This window comes from Psychrobacter sp. NPDC078409 (genome assembly GCF_050268505.1).
GTDB lineage: Bacteria > Pseudomonadota > Gammaproteobacteria > Pseudomonadales > Moraxellaceae > Psychrobacter.
Genome location: NZ_JBNNGW010000008.1, coordinates 63,363 through 83,355, shown reverse-complemented (window position 1 = coordinate 83,355; position 19,993 = coordinate 63,363). Strand labels below are relative to the sequence as shown.

Sequence of the window (19,993 nt, the reverse complement as noted above, 5' to 3'; positions counted from 1 at the left end):
CCATGCTTGTATCAAACCACAATACAACTGAGCAGACAGATTCTGCGCCATCGCCAGCTAGCACACCTAGCTGGCGTTTTGGTGACTTGTCTGCTGCAGAGCTGATGCCGCAGCTACAGCGTCACTTGCTCGACCAAGATATTGAAGCAAACTGGCAATTTGTTTGGCTTAATAACGATGGTCGACCAATAATCGGCTTACTCCCAAAAGTCAGCTGGTCTGTATATTCCAATGATAAGCAAGCGTCTAGTGATTTACCCAATATTTACAAGGTGATTAAGAGTTGTCGCGATACTGATGTAAATAGCGATAATAATAATTATGCTAGCACGACAGCTTATATGAGCTATCTAGAGTGGCAAGAGGAGCTAATCGCTTATAGCAATGCTCAAGAAGTTAATCACGACACGTCATATATCAATAACGAAGAAAGCCCAAAACCCAGTTATCATCATGGGCTAATCGGTTTTATTGGTTATGATATTGCAGCTCTCGAACTAAGCCCTGCTGATAGGATTGAATTGGCAAACCAGCCTTGTGCTTTATTAGGGCATTATGATATTTATCTAACGCCCACAACACATGCTGATACAGGTTGGACGTTAAAGAGTCATCTGACCGATGCTGACGTTTCTGAGAATACCGATCATGAGACAAACGATATTCTTATAAATACTCTTACCTCTTACCTAGATGAACTGGATCAAAAACTGTCTGATAAACATCTTAATCAACCACAGTTTAAAGATGTATCAGACATCACTCCCCTAGTTTTAAGTCCGCGATGGAGTAAGCTTGATTATCAACAAGCATTTAATCGCACACAAGACTATCTACAGCAAGGCGACTGCTATCAGATAAACCTGACACAGAAATGGTCTGGCAGTTTAGCGCGTGAAAATAACGATGTTCAATCAGCCTTTTCGCTTATTGACTATTTGCCTGCGCTATATCGCAATACAAAAGCGCCTTTTGCAGGATATGTGAGTGTTGATGGCAATGATGGTGATTACCTAAATAGAAGCAGCAGCATTGACGCAGATAGCAATCATTTTGAATTGTTAAGCTGCTCACCTGAGTTGTTTTTCACATTCACTAGAGAAATTGATACTGGCAAACATTCTATTCGTACCAAGCCTATCAAGGGAACCATGCCTCGAGGTGGTACTAACGAGCAAGATGATCTGTATAAGCAGCAATTGGTCAATAGCGAAAAAGACCGTGCCGAAAATGTCATGATTGTGGATTTACTGCGTAATGATTTGGGTAAATACGCCAAAATTGGTAGTGTAAAAGTACCACAGTTATTTGCGATTGAAAGCTTTAGTAACGTGCATCATATGGTGAGTACCATTACTGCTGAGCTAAAAGCTGATACTCATCCGTTGGCTGTATTGTTTGGTAGTCTGCCTGCTGGCTCTATCACTGGCACACCAAAAAAACGCGCTGTCGAAATCATCGCTGAATTGGAGTCTACGCCACGTGGTGCTTATTGCGGCACTATGGGTTACATGAATTTTGATGGTAGTGGTCAATGGAATGTACTCATTCGTACATTGCAAGCCAACGCTTTGTCGAATGATGACTGTAATAAAGAAAGACACGTTAACCTGTGGGCAGGTGGCGGTATTACGGTCGCGTCCGATTGTGATGCTGAATACCAAGAATGCTTAGATAAAGTAGGTAACTTATTATCAGTACTGGCTCAGAATATGTAGCCTACCAAAGTGAAATGTCATTACTGATTTAGACTTAAAAAAGCCTGTCAACATAACGTTAGCAGGCTTTGTTTCTAAGACTTATCGTTAGTGTTTTACGTGATCAGTAAAGAGACTTACCTACCAATATCCTATATTAAGCTATCAATCTAATACTATTCAGCAGCAACGCTAGCATCCACTTGCAGTGCTTTTAGAGCAACAATCAAGCGGTTATTCTGCTCTGCTGTACCGATAGTAATACGCAAGTACTCTGCAATACGCGGCTTATCAAAATGGCGAACGATAATGCCTTGCTCGCGTAATGCACTCGCGACAGCACTTGCATTGCCATCTTTTGGACGAGCGAATACGAAGTTGGCATGTGACGGTAGGACCTTATAGCCCAATGTCGTCAACTCTGCTGTTAGCGACGTACGTAAATCAATGACTTGCTGACGGGTGTGCTCAAAATACTCAGTGTCTAACACACTCGCAGTCGCCCCAGCTTGAGCCAACTTATCCAGCGGATAGCTGTTAAAGCTGTTTTTCATCCGTGTTAGTGCTTCAATCAACGATGCATTGCCAAAGGCCATACCAACGCGCAATCCAGCAAGCGAGCGTGATTTTGAGAAGGTTTGGGTCACGATAACGTTATCACACTCATTGATTAGGCTAACTGCTGAGACTGGAGCATCTGCATTGCTTTCATCTATCTGAGCAAAATCGATATACGCTTCATCAATAACAATGACAGCATTAGAATGCTCACTCGCAAGTTTACGAATATCAGCAAGTGATAATAGCAAGCCCGTTGGCGCATTAGGGTTGGCGATGATAATACCGCTACAAGGCTGACGATAAGCATCAGGGTCAATGCTAAAGTCTTCCTCTAGAGGAATCTGTATAAGCTCTACACCAAACGTCTGTGCATATACAGGATAGAAGCTATAACCAATATCAGGTGATAGTAGCGGACGCTCTTTTAGAAAGAAGCTCGCAAAGACTAAAGCCAAGACTTCATCTGAACCATTACCGACAAATACTTGATTGACATCAAGGTTGTATGACTGTGCCAATGCAGCACGTAGGTCATTAGATTCAGGAGCAGGATACAAACGTAGTTCATCAGCTTGCTGCTCTAAAACCTTAGCAATAGCCTGCCCTACTTTTGGCGAGGGTGGAAATGGGTTTTCATTGGTATTTAGTTTGCATAGATTGTCGTGTTGCGGCTGCTCACCTGGAACATAAGGTGACAAGTTGCGCGCTTTAGACGACCACAGTCTGGTGTCTATCTTTGACTCACTCATAAATTATCCTACTATTAGCCACAAAGACTATTAAAAATAAATATCAAAAGTAAAAGCTAAAAACTCAAAATCAATTACTGATAACGATAACGAGCCGAACGCGCATGGGCTTCTAAGTCCTCACGCTGCGCTAAAATATCAGCTGTCTCAGCCAAAGGTTTACTGCCGGATTCACTACAATAAATGATGGATGATTTCTTTTGAAAATCGTAAACACCTAATGGCGAAGAAAAGCGCGCCGTACCTGATGTTGGCAGTACATGGTTCGGTCCTGCACAGTAATCCCCAATAGCTTCGGGCGTATGACGACCCATAAAAATAGCGCCGGCATGACGAATATCATTCAATAGTGCGTCAGGATTATCAACAGATAACTCTAAATGCTCAGGAGCAATACGATTGATAAGCGCCATACCTTCGCTACGATCTTTTACCAAAATCAGTGCACCGCGGTTCTGCAATGAGTCACGCGCGATATCTGCTTTTGGCAGTTCAGCCAATGCTTTTTCTATCTCTAACGCTACTTCGTTGAGCTGCTCTTCGCTAGTCGTCACAAAGATAGCTTGTGCAATACGATCATGTTCAGCTTGTGACAACAGATCCATCGCTAGCCAGTCCGCTCTATCTTGTGCTTCGCCTTCTGCATATACCAATACTTCTGAAGGTCCAGCAATCATGTCGATGCCAACTTGACCAAATACCGCGCGTTTGGCTGCGGCGACATATTTGTTGCCTGGTCCTGTAATTTTGTCCACGGCTGGAATCGTTTCAGTGCCATAGGCCAAGGCTGCTACTGCCTGAGCGCCACCAATGGTGAAGACGCGATCGACTTGAGCCAGATGAGCCGCTGCCAATACTAACGGATTGAGCACGCCTTTAGGCGCTGGTACGACCATGATAACTTCAGTGACGCCAGCTACCTTAGCAGGAATGGCGTTCATCAATACTGACGATGGATAAGAAGCCAGACCGCCCGGTACATAAATCCCAACGCGATCAAGTGGCGTGACTTTTTGACCCAATCGGTTACCTAGCTCATCCTCATACTGCCATGTTTCTTGTACTTGGCGCTCATGGAATGTCTGTACCCGAGTCGCTGCTGTGGTCAACGCTATCTTTACTTTTTCATCAAGATTGGCAAACGCTTCAGCAAGCGCTTCTTTAGACAGCTCTAACTCTTGCATCAACGTTGCTGGATGTTGGTCAAACTGCTGAGTCAATGCCAATACGACGCTATCACCATCAGCACGTACTTGGGCGATAATATCATCGACGGTATGTAATAATTCAGCATCATTGACTGTTTCAAAGGCAAGCAATTGTGTCAATTGACTATCAAAATCGGCATTTTGGGTACTTAACTGGCGCATGACCTAATCCTATATCTGAGCATAAAGTAGTGCTAAAAATGAACGGTTTGGAACTGAGTAAAGTAGGTTTGTACGGTAAAAGTATTGCGGCTTACTCGACGTCTTCTTGTCTGATTTTTACGATGTTTTTATGTTTTCGCAAGCTAAGACAACAAAACCAGTTTAGCACGCTACGTCACTCATAGCCTGCTAAACTGGTTTAAAAATTTGTATAACCATGCTTTATATTACCAATGACTTGCACTGGGTAATTAGCCATTGGCGATACTATTTTTAAAGCTATCTAAGATTGGTTCTAGTAATGCAAATTTGCGCTTATAGCTCACTTGATTGACAATCAGACGTGAGGAAACATCGCAAATATGATCGCGGGCTTCAAGTCCATTAGCGCGCAGTGTGTTACCTGTGTCGACCACATCGACGATTAAATCACCTAGACCGACCAACGGCGCAAGCTCCATCGAACCGTAAAGTTTGATGACATCAACCTGCTGACCTTGGCTTGCAAAATAAGCACGAGCGACATTGACATATTTGGTCGCGATACGCAGACGACGATTTGGCAGCGGTGCATCTTTCACACCCGCAGTCATCAGTTTGCACTGAGCAATCTGCAAATCGAGCAATTCATAAACATGATTGGCACCATGCTCAAGCAGCACATCTTTACCCGCCACCCCAAAGTCAGCAGCCCCATGTTCGACATAGGTCGGCACGTCGCTGGCACGCAAAATCAATACACGCACATTTGGATTTGAGGTTGGAAAAATAAGTTTACGTGAGGCTTCAGGATCTTCTAAAAGATCAACGCCAGCTGCACGTAACAGTGGCATGGTCTCTTCTAGAATGCGGCCTTTTGATAAAGCCAAGGTTAGACCTGAAAACTCATCGTTTACTTCGTTTAATAAACCGCTGGCTGGTAAAGATTTGCTTGTCTCAGTCATAATGACATAGTGTCCATGTGCAGTCCCCTATTGAAAGGGGAGTTTTTAATTTATAACGTAATATGGGTAACAGCCGATATTGAATCAATCAATATTAAGCGTTGGTATTAATACGCTCGATGTTCACGCCTAAGCTACGCAGCTTGTCCTCAACATGCTCATAACCACGGTCAATGTGGTAAATACGATCGATTAAGCTCTCGCCTTCAGCAGTCGCCGCTGCCATTACCAATGACATAGATGCACGTAAATCCGTCGCCATCACTGGCGCTGCGGTAAAGTTTTCGACACCTCGTACTACCGCAGTATGACCATCAACCTGAATAGACGCGCCCAAACGATTGAGCTCTGGTACATGCATATAGCGGTTTTCGAAAATGTTTTCGATAAAAGTACTCGTACCGTCAGCTAAACAAGCAATCGCCATTAGCTGAGCTTGCATATCCGTTGGAAAACCAGGATGTGGCTGTGTACGAATATCAACCGCCTTTGGACGGCCTTTCATTTGTGCGCGAATCCAGTCATCACCGCTCGTGATAGTTGCACCCATGTCTTCGAACTTCTCCAGCACTGGCGTCAATAATAGAGCAGATGTTTTTTTGGTCAATACATCGCCGCGTGTCATCAAGGCACCAGCAAGGTATGAGCCTGTTTCGATACGGTCAGGGACAACTGAGTACTCACAGCCGTGTAGACGCTCTACCCCTTCGATGGTCATCGTTGATGTACCAATACCGCTTATTTTGGCACCCATTGCAACCAACATATTGGCCAAATCAACCACTTCTGGCTCTAACGCACAATTGCCTAAGACAGTTGTGCCTTTGGCCAATGCTGCTGCCATGATGACGTTTTCAGTACCGCCAACAGTAATCATATCAAATGAGAAATTACAGCCTAATAGCTTGCCACCTTTTGGTGCTTGAGCTTTTACATAGCCATTTTCCACACTGATTTCGGCACCCATCGCTTCAAAAGCTTTTAGATGCTGATCAACAGGGCGTGAACCAATCGCGCAGCCACCTGGCAATGAGACTTCGGCTTCGCCAAAACGTGCAAGTAACGGCCCTAGCACCAAGATTGACGCGCGCATGGTTTTGACCAAATCATACGGGGCATAAAAGTTATCGATACTCTTGGTATCGCAAGTGACCGTATCATCTTGCTTCTGGATTTTGATACCCATGCCACCGATCAATTCAATCAACGTTCGCACGTCTTGTAGTGACGGCACGTTATGCAGTGTCGTTGGGGTCTCAGCCAATATCATAGCTGCGAGTAACGGCAAAGCGGCATTTTTGGCGCCTGAGATGGTGACTTCCCCTGCGATACGACTACTACCAGTGATTAAAAATTGATCCATAAAGGTGACAACCTAGCGATGAGTATAAAAAATTATGAAAACCAGAATTACAGCGCTCAACCATGCATATGGCCAATTCAGTAATATCTAGTCATATAGACAGCTATTTAATTAGCCTTTTGATTGAGCGTCCCACTCAGCAGGCGTCAGAGCTTGGATATTGAGTGCGTGAATATCGCCACTCGCAATCTTATCATTGACCAACGCATATACTGCTTGCTGACGTTGAACCGCGCGTTTGCCTTCAAAGCTGGCATCGACCACGCGTACGTCAAACTTATTACCTTGGTTGGCAGCTTGAATAAAAGCGTCTGGGAAGTGAGTCTGTAAAAATGCGATCAAATCGTCAGCGTTCATGCTCATAGAATAATCTGCCTTAAAGTTTAGAATAGGGTATAGATTTAAAGTGATGACATTATAACAAGAGTTTGCATATCTTACAGTACTGTCTTGCTCAAGTGTGTTTAAGCATTAAGACAGTACTATCAATTAAACGGCCAAAAGTCGTCGATACGCATAGTGATAAGCTATTTGAGCGTTTTATCCAAGTAGGTCAATACTTGCGCACGTACATCATTGACCCAGCGCAGCGGAGGTGCCATCGCACCAATACTGGTCGCATGACTAGCCCCTTCTATTTCGCCCGTTTCAACGGTTACGCCTGCTTTTTTAAACGCTTCTGTCATTTTAATTGTATTAGTCACATGTACAATTTTATCTTTTTCAGCGGTTAATAGTAAATACGGCGGCTGTGCACCTTTAATCTGACGATCTGGCATCACCTGATCAGGCGTAGCATTGGGGCCAAACGCTGTTGCACTACTGAACTTGCGGAAATCATAGCTATAAGGACCTGCAATCCCAATAACGGCTGCAATATCTGTTGGCTTAATACCATAAGGCGCCAAAAAGTCTTCGTTGGCAACGGCTGCAACGGCATTAAACGCGCCAGCAGAATGCCCCATCACAGCTAGGCGTGACGGATCAGCATGGAGACTGGTCGCATTTTCAATACTCCAAGCAATTGCCTGAGCTGCATCTTTGACATAATCAGGATAGACGTGCTCAGGCGCTTTACGATAATTAATCACTGCGGTGACATACCCTGCTTTGGCTAAGCTCTGACCGACAAAGGCGTATTGTTCTTTATTACCACTCTCCCATGAACCACCATGGACAAATACCACCATAGGATAGCTAGTGTTGATAGCACTCTGAGATTTCATTGCTTGTGCTAGCGGTTTTGGATAATAGATGTCTAAGTCTTGTGAAGGCTGATCACCGTATAAGATATCCTTACTCACCCCAACGCCACCACTAGAAGTAATCCCATTGACGATAGCCAGCGGTGATAATGCCTGTGCGTTTTGCGTGGCTAACGCGATACTGCCCAATGCCAATATTGCCGCACCGCCAAATCTCAACGTTCGTATTTTCTTATGAGCAGGTTTATTGTGTATGCCTATATTACCAATGACACTTGTTTCTTCATTTGGTTGTATATTTGCCTGTGAATCCTTCATGACCAGTATCCTATTATATTTATTTATCAATCAGTAGTAACAGGCTAACAGCGATAATGCTTCATCCATTATCCAGTGACGTTTTTAATATTAGTACCGTTGGCTAATGCGCTGACTCTGCTACCTTTTGCTATTGATATAGTACTCACTGGCTGAAGATTTCTCGTGCCTTTACTGTTATCACTATTTAGGCTTATTGTGATTAACGTCCTTTATTGCATGGCGAACTAAGGTTTTTTATTGATTCTGATAAAGGTCAATATAAGGGCTTGATGACGGCTGCGTAGTAGTGGCTTCTTCTTCCGTTATGACGATAGGCGTTGCCGTACTGATAGTAGTATCTTGGGCAGCTGGCGCTACTGCAGGATTGGCCAAATTATTCTCATACATGATGTCATCATTATTTATTTTGACACCTCTATCGTCAACGACAGTTGTCAGCAATACCAACTCAGTGACCCCAACAGTGCCATTGGCGATATCAATCAGATGACTCTGCTGAGTGGGTGTCATACGGCCCATAATATAGACCACGCCATTATTAGTAACGGCTTTAATTTGTGACGCACTTACGCCATCGCTGGCGGCTATTTTAGCCAGTAGCTTTGAAGTGATATAACCATCATGAACCGTTGAGCTATACCCTTTTGACGCACTGACTTCCATCTCATTGTAGACACGGCGTACATCTGGCATAGAGCTAACGACTTTTTCTACTTCTGCTTTGAGCGTTTCAGTTGGTACTTCACCTGTGAGCAGCACTTCGCTATTGAAGCTATCGATACCCATACGACTGGTTTGCTGCAAGTCTTCTTTTAGCCCATATACATTGATTTTGGCAGTATGTTCAATACTACGATCGAGCAGACGCTGCGGAATCGTGCGCTCAGTCATTGGCACACCATAAGTCCCTTCTGTACTGTTGGTCAGATAGTTGGTGGCACAACCTGTACTGACAACACAGGCAGCAATCATAATGCCAGTCGTAATACGGCGTGATGAACCAAAAATAGCAGTGCGCAAATGCATCCGTGTCATTATTTACCTCTTAGAACATGGTTGTGACAATTTTATAAATTGAACAAATCTTAATCTAGGTCGTGTCTTTATTTTGAAGAAAACACGCTCTAGTAGTGACGAGCTAGAAATAGCTATAAGCTAGGGCGTGTCCTCATTTTAAAAATGGTGATAAAAATGAGATAAATCGCAGTCAAACAAGGAAAATAGCGCAGATAATATCGAGATATTAGTCAGCTATTTGACGCCATTTGGCAAGATTTAGCCATTTTTAACCCGTTTAGATAACTATCGATTGAATTGAGGACACGCCCTAATACTTTATCTGATTTATAGAGAGTTGACTATAACCGCTACTTTACTTAATTTTGGCCATCAGCGGTTAGCTTTTTAGTAACGAACCTTACTTGTCAGATGTGGTTAGATGCTTCACTTGGCAGCATCTATCTTATTTACTCTATTACCATGCACTGGCTATAAAAGCATTTTGAATCCATTCTGGTTGATTGTCTAACTGCTCATCTTTTAGACTCAACTCATTCATTGTGTTGTAAGCAATGACATCAAACCGGCAATCATAATGAGCATATTCAGGATACTGCTGCAAAAAGGACTGTGCTGTCTTAATAACTTTACGCTGTTTGCTGGCTGTCACACTGAGTGCTGCATCGCCATAATTCGAGGACTTGCGCTGGCGAACTTCAATAAATACTAGTGCTGACCATGCTGAACTTGTCTCAATCATGACCAGATCCAGCTCACCTATCTTTGGCTGTTGCCAATTTTGTGCGACCAACCTCAACCCTTGCGTTTGTAAATACTCACACGCCTGATGCTCAAACCGACTACCTTGGCGTTGTTTTGGTGAGGTTAAGATTAAGGGCTTATGGTTCGGCATAAGGTTAATTGGTCTGATTAACATTTGAGAATTATCATAGCACAACATGCTAAACTAGCCACTTCTGCGCATTCTACTCTCACAATCTGTCGATTTCTTCACTCATTATTTGACTGAAAAATCTTAGATAACGACTGTACATACTAGCGCACTATTATTGTTAATAACCCGAGGTTTTCATGTCTACCCCTACTGCGATGCCAGCTTGTCTCTATATCGTTGCCACGCCGATTGGCAACTTGACCGACATGACGCCACACGCGATTGATGTCTTAAAGCAGGTCGCGATCATTGCCTGTGAAGACACTCGCACTTCAGGTAAGCTGTTGTCGCATTTTGGTATTGATACCAAAGGAAGTAAAACGGATGAAGCAAAAAGCTCAGAGACCCATCATGCCACAAGTAGTGTAGAAGATGATGAGACCACAACGAAGCAAAAAGGCCATAACAAGCTATGGGCTTATCACGAACATAATAGCGCTATTCAAACGCCTAAAATCATTGAAATGATTGAACAAGGTCATTCGGTTGCTTTGATTAGTGACGCTGGTACGCCACTGGTCAGTGATCCAGGTTATCAATTGGTACAAGCCGCACATGAAGCGGGCGTAACTGTATCTCCTATCGTTGGGGCTTCTGCTGCAATTGGCGCATTGTCAGTAGCAGGGTTACCATCAGATCGATTTAGCTTTATTGGGTTTTTGCCTGCCAAAACTCACGGTCGTCAAAAACAACTGAGCGATCTAATCGCACGTACCGAAACGCTGATATTTTATGAAGCACCGCATCGCATCGTAGCTAGTCTAGAAGATATGGCGACGATATTTGGTGCAGACCGTGCAGTGACTTTTTGCCGGGAATTGACCAAAACGTTTGAAACTGTACACAAGAGCACCCTTGGCGAGTTGGTCGAGTTTGTCAAAGCAGATGACAATCAGCGACGCGGTGAAATCGTCGTGGTCGTCGCTGGGGTCGGTGTTGCAAAGGATACTGACGACATCAGTACGCATGATAAATTGCTACAGCGTTTACTAGAGGACTTATCGGTCAAAAAAGCAGCCGCACTGGCCTCTGATATCACTGGTGTAAAAAAGAATGCACTTTATCAGCGTCTACTAGAGCTGCAAGCTGACTAGTTTTTAATAATAAAAAGATAACCATTTATAAATGAATTGAGGAGAAATAAGCAATGTACGATGTAATGGCAATAGGTAATGCGTTGGTTGATCACGAGTATGTGCTGTCAGATGCTGCGCTAGAAGAGACCGAGCTGACCAAAGGTAATATGACACTAGCAGAGTTTGAGGAGCAGCAGCAACTACTGGCTTACTTTAAGTTGGCTGAAATTGAGCCATCAAAACAAGCCGGCGGTGGCTCAGCAGCCAATACGATGTTTACCTTTGCCAGCCTTGGCGGTAAGCCGTTTTATGCTTGCCGCGTCGGTGATGACGATCAAGGGGCGTTTTACCTCAGAGACTTGCACGAAGCAGGCGTCGCAACCTCAGACAAATCTATCCATGCAGGCGGTGTGACCGGCTCTTGTGTGGTCGCGGTCACCGAAGATGGCGAGCGTACCATGCAGACCTATCTTGGCACCTCAAGCGAAATCGCAGCTGACAATGTCGATTTTGACGCGTTGACGCAAGCAGACTGGCTATATTTAGAAGGCTATTTGGCCATGTCTGAAAGCATCCAACCAGCAATGACGCAACTGCGCCAACAAGCCGGTATTCATAATGCAAAAATCGCCGTGAGTTTTGCGGATCCTGCTGTAGTAAAATTTGCCAAAGACGGCCTACTTAATATGCTCGGCAATAAAGTCGCCTTGATATTCTGCAATAGCGAAGAAGCCAAGCTATTCACCGATAAAAAACAAGTCAAAGCCGCTGCCCGTGCCCTGCTTGATCACTGTCAAACAGCAGTCGTCACTGATGGTGCCAACGGCGCGGTCATTGCCCACAAGCCTGATGACGAGTCGGAAATTGAAGTTTACGACGTGGCAACGCCTGCCGTAACCAGTGTCATCGATACCAATGGTGCAGGTGATAACTACGCGGGTGCCTTCTTATATGCGCTATCGCAGCATTATAGCTTGCCAGAGTGTGGACGTCTTGCCAGCGAAATATCGTCACAAGTCATCCAGCAGTTTGGACCACGTCTTGCCTCGCATGACTATCGAGATATCGCTCAGCGTGTCCTATCTGCTTAAATGCTAAATAAGTATATTTGACGCAAATAAAAAGCCCATATCGACCTGATATGGGCTTTTTTTATATTAGACTTGCTTAAACAGTTCGCTCAATTTAATAAGCGCTTGTTGTTAAGCAGAAGCTAATGCTTGCGCGAGATCGGCTTTGATATCTTCGATATGTTCAATACCAATCGACAGTCGTACCATATCCGTACTAACGCCTGCATTTTCTAGCTCTTGCTCATTTAACTGACGATGGGTGGTCGTCGCTGGATGACAGGCCAATGACTTCGCATCACCGATGTTTACCAGACGAGTAATCAGTTGCAGCGCATCAATAAAGCGCGCTCCTGCTTCCAGTCCGCCTTTTACCCCAAAGGTCAAAATAGCAGAAGGCGTGCCTTTCATGTATTTTTTGGCAAGCTCGTGCTCAGGATGGTCAGACAGACCTGCGTATTTCACCCAAGCAACTTTATCATGGTCACGCAGATATTCTGCGACGGCTTGTGCGTTCTGCACGTGACGCTCCATACGTAAACTTAGCGTCTCCATACCTTGCAAGATACCGAAAGCATTGAGCGGGCTGAGGGCTGCGCCAGTATTACGTAATGGCGCAACGCGAGCACGAGCAATAAAGGCTGGCGCGCCTACATCTTTGACGAAGTTCACACCGTGATAGCTGTGATCTGGCGTGTTCAAGAGTGGGAAACGCTCAGGATAATCACCCCAAGCAAACTTACCGCTATCAACAATCGCACCACCGATTGATGTCCCCGTCCCGCTCATATATTTGGTCAATGAGTGAATCACGATATCTGCACCGAACTCAAACGGACGGCATATCGCAGGCGTCGCCACGGTATTATCAATCACGACAGGCACACCGTATTCGTGAGCGACATCACTAAGCGCTTGAATATCAACGATATTACCTAGTGGGTTACCGATACTCTCGGCAAAAACCATTTTGGTCTTGTCATCAATCAAGTCACGAATGGCTTCTGGGTCTTTATGATCGAAGAAGCGCACTTCGATACCTTGACGCGGCAATGCATGGGCAAATAAATTGTAAGTACCGCCATATAGCGTTGATACAGCGACGATATTGTCGCCTGCTTCACAAATGGTCTGAATCGCATAAGTGATGGCAGCCATACCAGAAGCTACGGCAAGCGCACCGATACCACCTTCTAGTGCAGCCACACGCTCTTCTAGCACCGCGTTGGTCGGATTCATGATACGAGTATAGATATTGCCTGCGACCTTTAAATCAAACAGATCTGCACCATGCTGAGTATTATCAAACGCATATGAACTGGTATGATAAATAGGCACGGCAACTGCTTTGGTCGTTGGCTCTACACTATAGCCGGCATGAATCGCTAAGGTCTCAAGACGTTGAGGGGTTTCTAATGGTTGGGCTGTCTGCTGGTCTGCTGATCCATCACTCATAGTACATTCCTTTATTTGATAAAAGATGATTTATTAACGACGTATCGCTCAAAAGTCACCTTAAAAAACTGTCTGCTAAATCATAGCAATAAAAAAAGCTGAGTTCATCATAACTCAGCTTCTTTATTAAAAGAATAGCAAAATATTCATCTCTTCATGACAAATATTCATAAGCAGCAAACCAAACAGGCATATCTATACTAGAGATGATGGCCACCTTTGTAGCAGCCACTTTGCTTTTAACTATTTTTTATTTTATTTGTAGTAAGCATTCTCTGTACGAGTATGGTCAGTTTCATCAACCACTTGGGTCAATTCTGGAATTTGCTGTTTTAGCTGCACTTCAACGCCTTGACGTAGAGTCATATCAACCGCTGAACACCCTTGGCAACCACCACCAAATTTCAATACAGCGGTTAGACCAATACCTTCTTCGTCAATCAGCTCAAGTAACTGTACGTCACCGCCATGCGCTGCCAAGCCAGGATTAATCTCTGACTGCAATACATAGTTAATGCGCTCTTCGACACTGGCATCAGCGCCTACTTTAGGTACTTTAGAGTTTGGTGCGCGGAAAGTCAGCTGACCACCAAAACGGTCTTTATTATAATCAATGACCGCGTCTTCTAGATAAGGTACTGACGCCGCCTCAATAAAGGCAGAGAAGTTTTCATACGTAAAACGCAAGTCAGCGCTGTCTTCTTCGCCCGGTTGGTTATAAGCCATGCAGCACTCTGCGCGCGGCGTACCAGGATGCTCAACGAAAATACGCACACCGATACCATCGGTATCTTGCTTAGATAACAAATCTGCTAAGTAGCCTTGAGCTGACTCAGTGATAGTGATGTTACTTTTCGCTTCGACTTGCTCGGTATCTAGGGCTGATTCATAGCCAGCAGTTTGGTCTAGTTGGTTATCAGCTTGGTTTTGCTCACTCATAATGTTTCCTATGCGTTATGACACAAACGCTATATCTATTATGGCTACTGTGTCGTGAATTTGGATTTTTAAAATGTTTACGATTTATATAGGGCATGCAGACTGGCAATATTTTCGATTTATTATTGTATGACATTGGTCGACATGAGTATAAAATTTAATCGGTCTATAGCAGTCATTATACCTGAATCAAGCATCAATTCCGACCACGCTACTGTGAATTGAATAGCGACCGTTGTAAATGGTCGTCATTGGTTTTTTTAATGATGCTAACAGGTGGTAAAGTAACTTCATATTTAAACCATGACAGATAAACACGCTGAATGATTGTGTAGGCTGCCAAGTTATTCTCTATATAAAGACAGCTGTGCCATTTATCAAGCGCACTCAGCATTTTCGATATGCCATACCGTTCACATCTAGTCCGAGCAAGTCATCTGGTTTTGACGTAGTATTGTTAATTTGAATGATTTTGCGCAGTAGCGTTTATAAATATCTACTTGTATAAAGATTATGTATTTTTTGGATAGGATCATTTTATGATGACACGGACGTTGCACCTAGTAACTACCAAGGACGATGAGAAAATTGCCGTTTGGAAAGTAGTCGATAATCCAAACAAAGATACGATAGCCAATACATCAGAAAACAGCCTGCCTAACATTACACCGCAAAACATATTTTTGACGCATGGTACGTTTTCTGACAAGCAAACTTGCCTCAAAATCGCTGAATATTTTGCAGGGCTTGGTCATCATTGCTACATCATGGAATGGCGCGGGCATGGTAATAGCTCCCTACCGAAAGAAAGATTCAACTTTGAGACCGTCGCCACTTACGACTATGAAGCGACTTTTCGTTATTTCTTTGAAGAATTAAAACTCGATAACCTACATTGCGTCACTCATAGTGGTGGCGGTGTTGGTTTGACCATGTTTCTTGTCCAAAACCCAAGCTATATCGATAAGGTCAATAGCATCAGTATGTTTGCCTGCCAAGCTTTTGGAGCAGCGCAAGACTCGACCAGCTACACGAAAATCCTTACAGCCAAGGTACTTACGCGATTGGTCGGCTTTATACCCGCTAAGCAGTTTAAGGTAGGCCCTTTTAACGAAAGCTACTATACGATGACCCAGTGGTACGATTGGAATTTGCACAAAAACTTTAAAAGTAGCTTTTTAAAAAAGGCTCATTTTGATAAGGGCAGGACGAATATAGACGAAATGAACGAAAGCATTAATCAGCAAAAGAATATTGGCGATAACTTTATCGACTATCGACATCATATGGCTCAGATTACCATTCCTGTTTATTCTATTAGCGCAAAAGGCGATACCTTCATCTCCCCTACTCGCGGCTGTCGCTTATTTTTTGATGGCTTTAACAATTCAACCAATGTCTTTCGAGAGTACTCGCTTAGTAATGGCGATTTAGATGATTATACGCACAGTCGCATTATGGTTAGCCGCAATGCTGCAACAGAGATATGGCCAACGGTGACGGCATGGATAGAAAAGCATTCCAGTTAAAGTAGAGATATCGTTTGGACAATTTCGATAATGACACACCCCTAAACATCTTTATACTTGTCAGAAAGTCATAGGCTGTGTCAGTATTAGCGTCATTAATTTTTAATCAATAAAAATAAGTCGTAGGAAGTTGGCGTCTATGAGTGAATTATCAGAGCAACAGTCAGATAAGCAAAACCTAGATCAGAAAAGCAGTAAACACTATCGTTATCTAGTCTTTATCGGACGCTTTCAGCCGTTTCATGCTGGGCACAAAGCTGTCATTGATGAGGCGCTAAAACGCTCAGACGAAGTGATTATGCTGATTGGCTCAGCCAACTTGCCACGTAGCTTACGTAATCCGTTTAGCGTCGCTGAGCGTGCCGCAATGATTAAAGGCGCCTACTCTGAAGAAGAAGCCGCACGCATTCACTGTGTTGGTCTAGACGATGCACTCTACAATGACACCCGCTGGCTACAGTATGTACAGGCAGGTGTAAAATCTGTCACTGGCGACTTGCAGACGGATATTGGTTTGATTGGTCATTCAAAAGACAGCTCATCGTACTATCTGTCACTGTTCCCCAACTGGGACTCTGTGTCAGTGCCCAATTATCATAACTTATCAGCCACTCCTATTCGTGATAGCTATCTGATGGGTGCCACGCCGACGCCCGAGCGTACGCCTGAGTCGACGCGCAACGTCCTCGATGCATTCAAACAAACTGACGATTATCATCAACTGCATGAAGAAGCAGACTTTATCGATAAATATAAAAGACAGTGGGAATCAGCACCGTACCCGCCGACCTTTATGACAGCCGATGCACTGATTGTACAGTCAGGCCATATCCTACTGGTTGAGCGACGCAGTATGCCAGGGCGTGGACTCTGGGCGCTACCAGGTGGATTTTTAAATCCAAAAGAGACGCTATTTGATGCTTGTATCCGTGAGCTGCGCGAAGAAACTCGCCTCAAAGTGCCTGAACCAGTATTGCGTGGCTCCTGCCATAGCCAACATACCTTTGACGATCCATATCGCTCAGCGCGTGGTCGCACCATTACTCAAGCGTTTTATTTTCAGCTCAAAAACGATCCAAAAGGTTTGCCAAAAGTAAAAGGCGGCGATGATGCGACCAAAGCATTTTGGTTACCATTAGCAGAGCTCGATGCGAAGATGATGTTTGAAGATCACTATGCGATTATTACTAAAATGGTTGGCTTGTAGTTCGCTGCTAATCGTTTTTTCTAGTAGCTTTCTTTGGTAGTCTTTTTAGTAGCTTTTCTAATAGCTACTTGAGCAAATTATAATCAAAACAGCTATCACTAAATATCTCACTAATAACTTGATACCAACGCCGATAGACGGCAATCAACCGCCGCCACTGTTCTTTTATTAAAACAGCTGCGGCATTTCAAAGCAGAGGAGTTCTGTGATGTATACCAGTAATCTAAACAATTTAATCTTAAATAGTGACAGCTATAAAACCTCACATTGGGTGCAATATCCAAGCGGAAGTGAGTATCTGTCAAGCTACATTGAAGCGCGCAAAGGCGATTACGATGTGGTGTTCTTTGGTCTACAAGCCTTTATCAAAGAGTACCTAAGCACGTCTATCACTCATCAAGATATCGATGAGGCCGAAAAGGTTATTCAGGCGCATGGCCTAACCTTCAATCGTGCTGGCTGGGAGCATTTGATTGAAAAACACGACGGCTACTTGCCACTACGTATACAAGCCGTGCCCGAAGGCAGCATCGTGCCTGTATCCAATGTAGTCTGCCAAGTGATCAACACCGATCCTGAGTTTTACTGGCTACCCAGCTATATTGAAACAGCGCTATTGCGTGCGATTTGGTATCCATCTACGGTCGCTAGTGTCTCTCACTATTGCAAAGACATTATCCGTCAAGCGTTAGAAAAATCAGCGGACAATACAGAGTCCCTGCCTTTTCGCTTGCATGACTTTGGCGCGCGCGGTGCATCGAGCCAAGAAACGGTTGCGCTTGGTAGCTTAGCGCATTTGGTCAACTTTGCTGGTACTGACTCGATGACAGCGCTTATTGCTGCTAGTCGCTGGTATCAGATGGGTGATGATATGCCTGCATTCTCTATTCCAGCAGCCGAGCACAGTACGATGACAGCTTGGGGACGTGATAGCGAGACTGCTGCTTTTCACAATATGATCGAGCAGTTTGGCGGTAAAGACAAAGCCTTTTCGGTCGTTTCAGATAGTTATGATTTATGGAATGCCATCGACAATATCTGGGGCGACGCCTTAAAAGACGAAGTCAAAAATATGGGCGGCACTTTGGTCATTCGTCCAGACAGCGGCGAACCTACCAAAGTCGTCCGTGAAGCGTTAGAGCGCTTGGCAGTGAAGTTCGGTACGACCATAAACAGCAAAGGCTATAAAGTGCTACCCGACTACGTACGCATCATCCAAGGTGATGGTATCAGCTCGCAAAGCTTAAGTAAAATTATTGATGTGGTCATCAAAGCAGGCTTTAGCATAGAAAACGTGACATTTGGTATGGGCGGTGGTCTATTGCAGCAAGTCAACCGCGACACCATGAGTTGGGCAATGAAATCTAGCGCTATCTCTATCGATGGCGCATGGAAGGATATTTATAAAGATCCTGTCACCAGCCGCTCAAAACGCTCGAAAAAAGGACGATTGGCACTGGTAAAATCCGATAGCGGCCAGCTAACAACCATAAAAGAAAATGAGATGAGCGACCCAACTGACAATCTATTACATGATGTCTACGTCGATGGTAAATTGTTAATTGAAGACAGTCTCACGACTATTAGGGAACGTGCAGGATGGTAGACACTAATAAGCTGACATCGGTCGCAAGAGACGTCTTACTTGCTCCTGTCTACCTCTATCAAGGTCGCAAAATCAAGCGTGATACAGTCCGCTTGCCTGAACCACATGGCGAAAGGCACGGCGTGATTGACCTGCCTCAAGCGAATGGTGAAGCATCAACGCAAGACGCTAAGACATTTAACCTTATGGTCGTCGGTGATTCGGCAGCAGCAGGTGTGGGTAGTCAAACGCAGCAAGAAGCGTTGGTCGGTAAGCTCATCCCGATACTGGAGCAAAACAAAGCTATCCAAGCAAACTTTGCTCGACTCAATTGGTCATTGCAAGCGACAACAGGTCATACCAGCTTTGATATTCTACGCAGGTTATATGTTCTACCGGCTCCTGAGCAGCCTATTGATGTGATGTTGCTAAGCGTAGGGGTCAATGATACGACGTCCAATGTCTCTGTACATAAATGGCAACAGCAAATTGAAGACATTATCAATATTGCACAGCGCAAATTTGGCGTACGAGAATTGGTTTTTTTAAGTTTGCCGCCGATGGCGCAAATGCCCGCAATCCCTGCCCCGCTCAATAATTTTGTAGGTGCAAAAGCCTCAGTACTGGATGAGATATTACAGCAGGTTTGTGCGGCTCATGCTAGTGTCACCTATATGGCAACCGACTTTACACGGATGTTAGAAGAGCATGCAAATGGCTCGGCTATCGATATCAATGTGATGTTTGCCAGTGATGGATTTCATCCTAGCAGTCTGATGTACGGCTATTGGGCACAGCAAATCGTAGAAACCATTATTCAGTTACTAGATTCCATTCAGTTATCGGACTCATCTACTACTGAATTTGAGCGCTAAATAGACTGTTAGCTTTATTTTTAGATAATAGAAAATTAAACCAAAAAAAACCGCTGAATAATCAGCGGTTTTTTATTGCTTAGCAAAATATAT

Annotated in this window: 17 protein-coding genes; 7 read left to right on the top strand and 10 right to left on the bottom strand. The window is 44.2% G+C overall.

Annotated features, from left to right (window positions below; translation table 11 throughout):
- Nucleotides 1–2: 2 nt before the first annotated feature.
- Nucleotides 3–1,718 carry an anthranilate synthase component I family protein gene (locus ACQKC9_RS13355; protein ID WP_427622266.1) on the top strand — a complete coding sequence of 572 codons (1,716 nt, stop codon included), beginning with the start codon at nucleotides 3–5 and terminating at the stop codon, nucleotides 1,716–1,718.
- A 155-nt stretch (nucleotides 1,719–1,873) separates the two neighbouring features.
- Here ACQKC9_RS13355 and hisC read toward each other — a convergent pair whose 3' ends face one another.
- From hisC to ACQKC9_RS13315, 8 genes are all read right to left on the bottom strand, one after another.
- Entirely contained in the window at nucleotides 1,874–3,007 is a 1,134-nt protein-coding gene (gene hisC / locus ACQKC9_RS13350) for a histidinol-phosphate transaminase (RefSeq protein WP_427622265.1), read from the bottom strand.
- A gap of 74 nt (nucleotides 3,008–3,081) precedes the next feature.
- Nucleotides 3,082–4,377 (bottom strand): histidinol dehydrogenase, encoded by a 1,296-nt coding sequence (gene hisD, locus ACQKC9_RS13345; protein ID WP_427622263.1) that lies wholly within the window; start codon nucleotides 4,375–4,377, stop codon nucleotides 3,082–3,084.
- Between the two features lie 251 nt (nucleotides 4,378–4,628).
- Complete coding sequence (gene hisG / locus ACQKC9_RS13340) at nucleotides 4,629–5,321, bottom strand: ATP phosphoribosyltransferase (RefSeq protein WP_057761746.1); 693 nt, start codon at nucleotides 5,319–5,321, stop codon at nucleotides 4,629–4,631.
- A 94-nt stretch (nucleotides 5,322–5,415) separates the two neighbouring features.
- Nucleotides 5,416–6,684 (bottom strand): UDP-N-acetylglucosamine 1-carboxyvinyltransferase, encoded by a 1,269-nt coding sequence (murA, locus tag ACQKC9_RS13335; RefSeq protein WP_114701832.1) that lies wholly within the window; start codon nucleotides 6,682–6,684, stop codon nucleotides 5,416–5,418.
- Between the two features lie 111 nt (nucleotides 6,685–6,795).
- Nucleotides 6,796–7,047, bottom strand: coding sequence for a BolA family protein (locus tag ACQKC9_RS13330; protein WP_057761749.1), 252 nt, complete (start codon nucleotides 7,045–7,047; stop codon nucleotides 6,796–6,798).
- A 164-nt stretch (nucleotides 7,048–7,211) separates the two neighbouring features.
- Nucleotides 7,212–8,207 (bottom strand): alpha/beta hydrolase, encoded by a 996-nt coding sequence (locus tag ACQKC9_RS13325; protein WP_427622262.1) that lies wholly within the window; start codon nucleotides 8,205–8,207, stop codon nucleotides 7,212–7,214.
- A 237-nt stretch (nucleotides 8,208–8,444) separates the two neighbouring features.
- Nucleotides 8,445–9,245 (bottom strand): BON domain-containing protein, encoded by an 801-nt coding sequence (locus ACQKC9_RS13320; RefSeq protein WP_165597908.1) that lies wholly within the window; start codon nucleotides 9,243–9,245, stop codon nucleotides 8,445–8,447.
- A 439-nt stretch (nucleotides 9,246–9,684) separates the two neighbouring features.
- Nucleotides 9,685–10,170: a YraN family protein gene (locus tag ACQKC9_RS13315; protein WP_427622260.1), complete on the bottom strand. Its 486-nt coding sequence runs from the start codon at nucleotides 10,168–10,170 to the stop codon at nucleotides 9,685–9,687.
- A gap of 131 nt (nucleotides 10,171–10,301) precedes the next feature.
- On the opposite strand from ACQKC9_RS13315, the gene rsmI reads away from it, so the two are divergent.
- Both rsmI and ACQKC9_RS13305 read left to right on the top strand, forming a co-directional pair.
- The gene (rsmI, locus tag ACQKC9_RS13310; RefSeq protein ID WP_427622259.1) at nucleotides 10,302–11,258 is read left to right on the top strand and encodes a 16S rRNA (cytidine(1402)-2'-O)-methyltransferase; all 957 of its coding nucleotides are present in this window, start codon (nucleotides 10,302–10,304) and stop codon (nucleotides 11,256–11,258) included.
- 53 nt (nucleotides 11,259–11,311) lie between these two features.
- Nucleotides 11,312–12,331, top strand: coding sequence for an adenosine kinase (locus ACQKC9_RS13305; RefSeq protein WP_427622257.1), 1,020 nt, complete (start codon nucleotides 11,312–11,314; stop codon nucleotides 12,329–12,331).
- Between the two features lie 111 nt (nucleotides 12,332–12,442).
- Here ACQKC9_RS13305 and ACQKC9_RS13300 read toward each other — a convergent pair whose 3' ends face one another.
- Complete coding sequence (locus ACQKC9_RS13300) at nucleotides 12,443–13,765, bottom strand: O-acetylhomoserine aminocarboxypropyltransferase/cysteine synthase family protein (RefSeq protein WP_191114275.1); 1,323 nt, start codon at nucleotides 13,763–13,765, stop codon at nucleotides 12,443–12,445.
- A gap of 255 nt (nucleotides 13,766–14,020) precedes the next feature.
- The gene (nfuA, locus tag ACQKC9_RS13295; protein ID WP_057761762.1) at nucleotides 14,021–14,704 is read right to left on the bottom strand and encodes a Fe-S biogenesis protein NfuA; all 684 of its coding nucleotides are present in this window, start codon (nucleotides 14,702–14,704) and stop codon (nucleotides 14,021–14,023) included.
- A gap of 539 nt (nucleotides 14,705–15,243) precedes the next feature.
- Between nfuA and ACQKC9_RS13290 the strand changes: the two genes are divergently transcribed.
- The 4 genes from ACQKC9_RS13290 (at nucleotide 15,244) to ACQKC9_RS13275 (ending at nucleotide 19,900) form a co-directional block, all read left to right on the top strand.
- A complete protein-coding gene (locus tag ACQKC9_RS13290; protein ID WP_427622256.1) occupies nucleotides 15,244–16,233 on the top strand; it encodes an alpha/beta fold hydrolase in 990 nt (329 codons plus the stop codon).
- Between the two features lie 139 nt (nucleotides 16,234–16,372).
- Nucleotides 16,373–17,440, top strand: coding sequence for a bifunctional nicotinamide-nucleotide adenylyltransferase/Nudix hydroxylase (locus ACQKC9_RS13285; RefSeq protein ID WP_057761766.1), 1,068 nt, complete (start codon nucleotides 16,373–16,375; stop codon nucleotides 17,438–17,440).
- 208 nt (nucleotides 17,441–17,648) lie between these two features.
- Nucleotides 17,649–19,046 carry a nicotinate phosphoribosyltransferase gene (locus ACQKC9_RS13280; protein ID WP_427622255.1) on the top strand — a complete coding sequence of 466 codons (1,398 nt, stop codon included), beginning with the start codon at nucleotides 17,649–17,651 and terminating at the stop codon, nucleotides 19,044–19,046.
- Nucleotides 19,040–19,900: an SGNH/GDSL hydrolase family protein gene (locus ACQKC9_RS13275; RefSeq protein ID WP_427622253.1), complete on the top strand. Its 861-nt coding sequence runs from the start codon at nucleotides 19,040–19,042 to the stop codon at nucleotides 19,898–19,900. The genes ACQKC9_RS13280 and ACQKC9_RS13275 overlap by 7 nt, the downstream gene beginning before the upstream one ends.
- The last annotated feature ends 93 nt before the right edge of the window (nucleotides 19,901–19,993 follow it).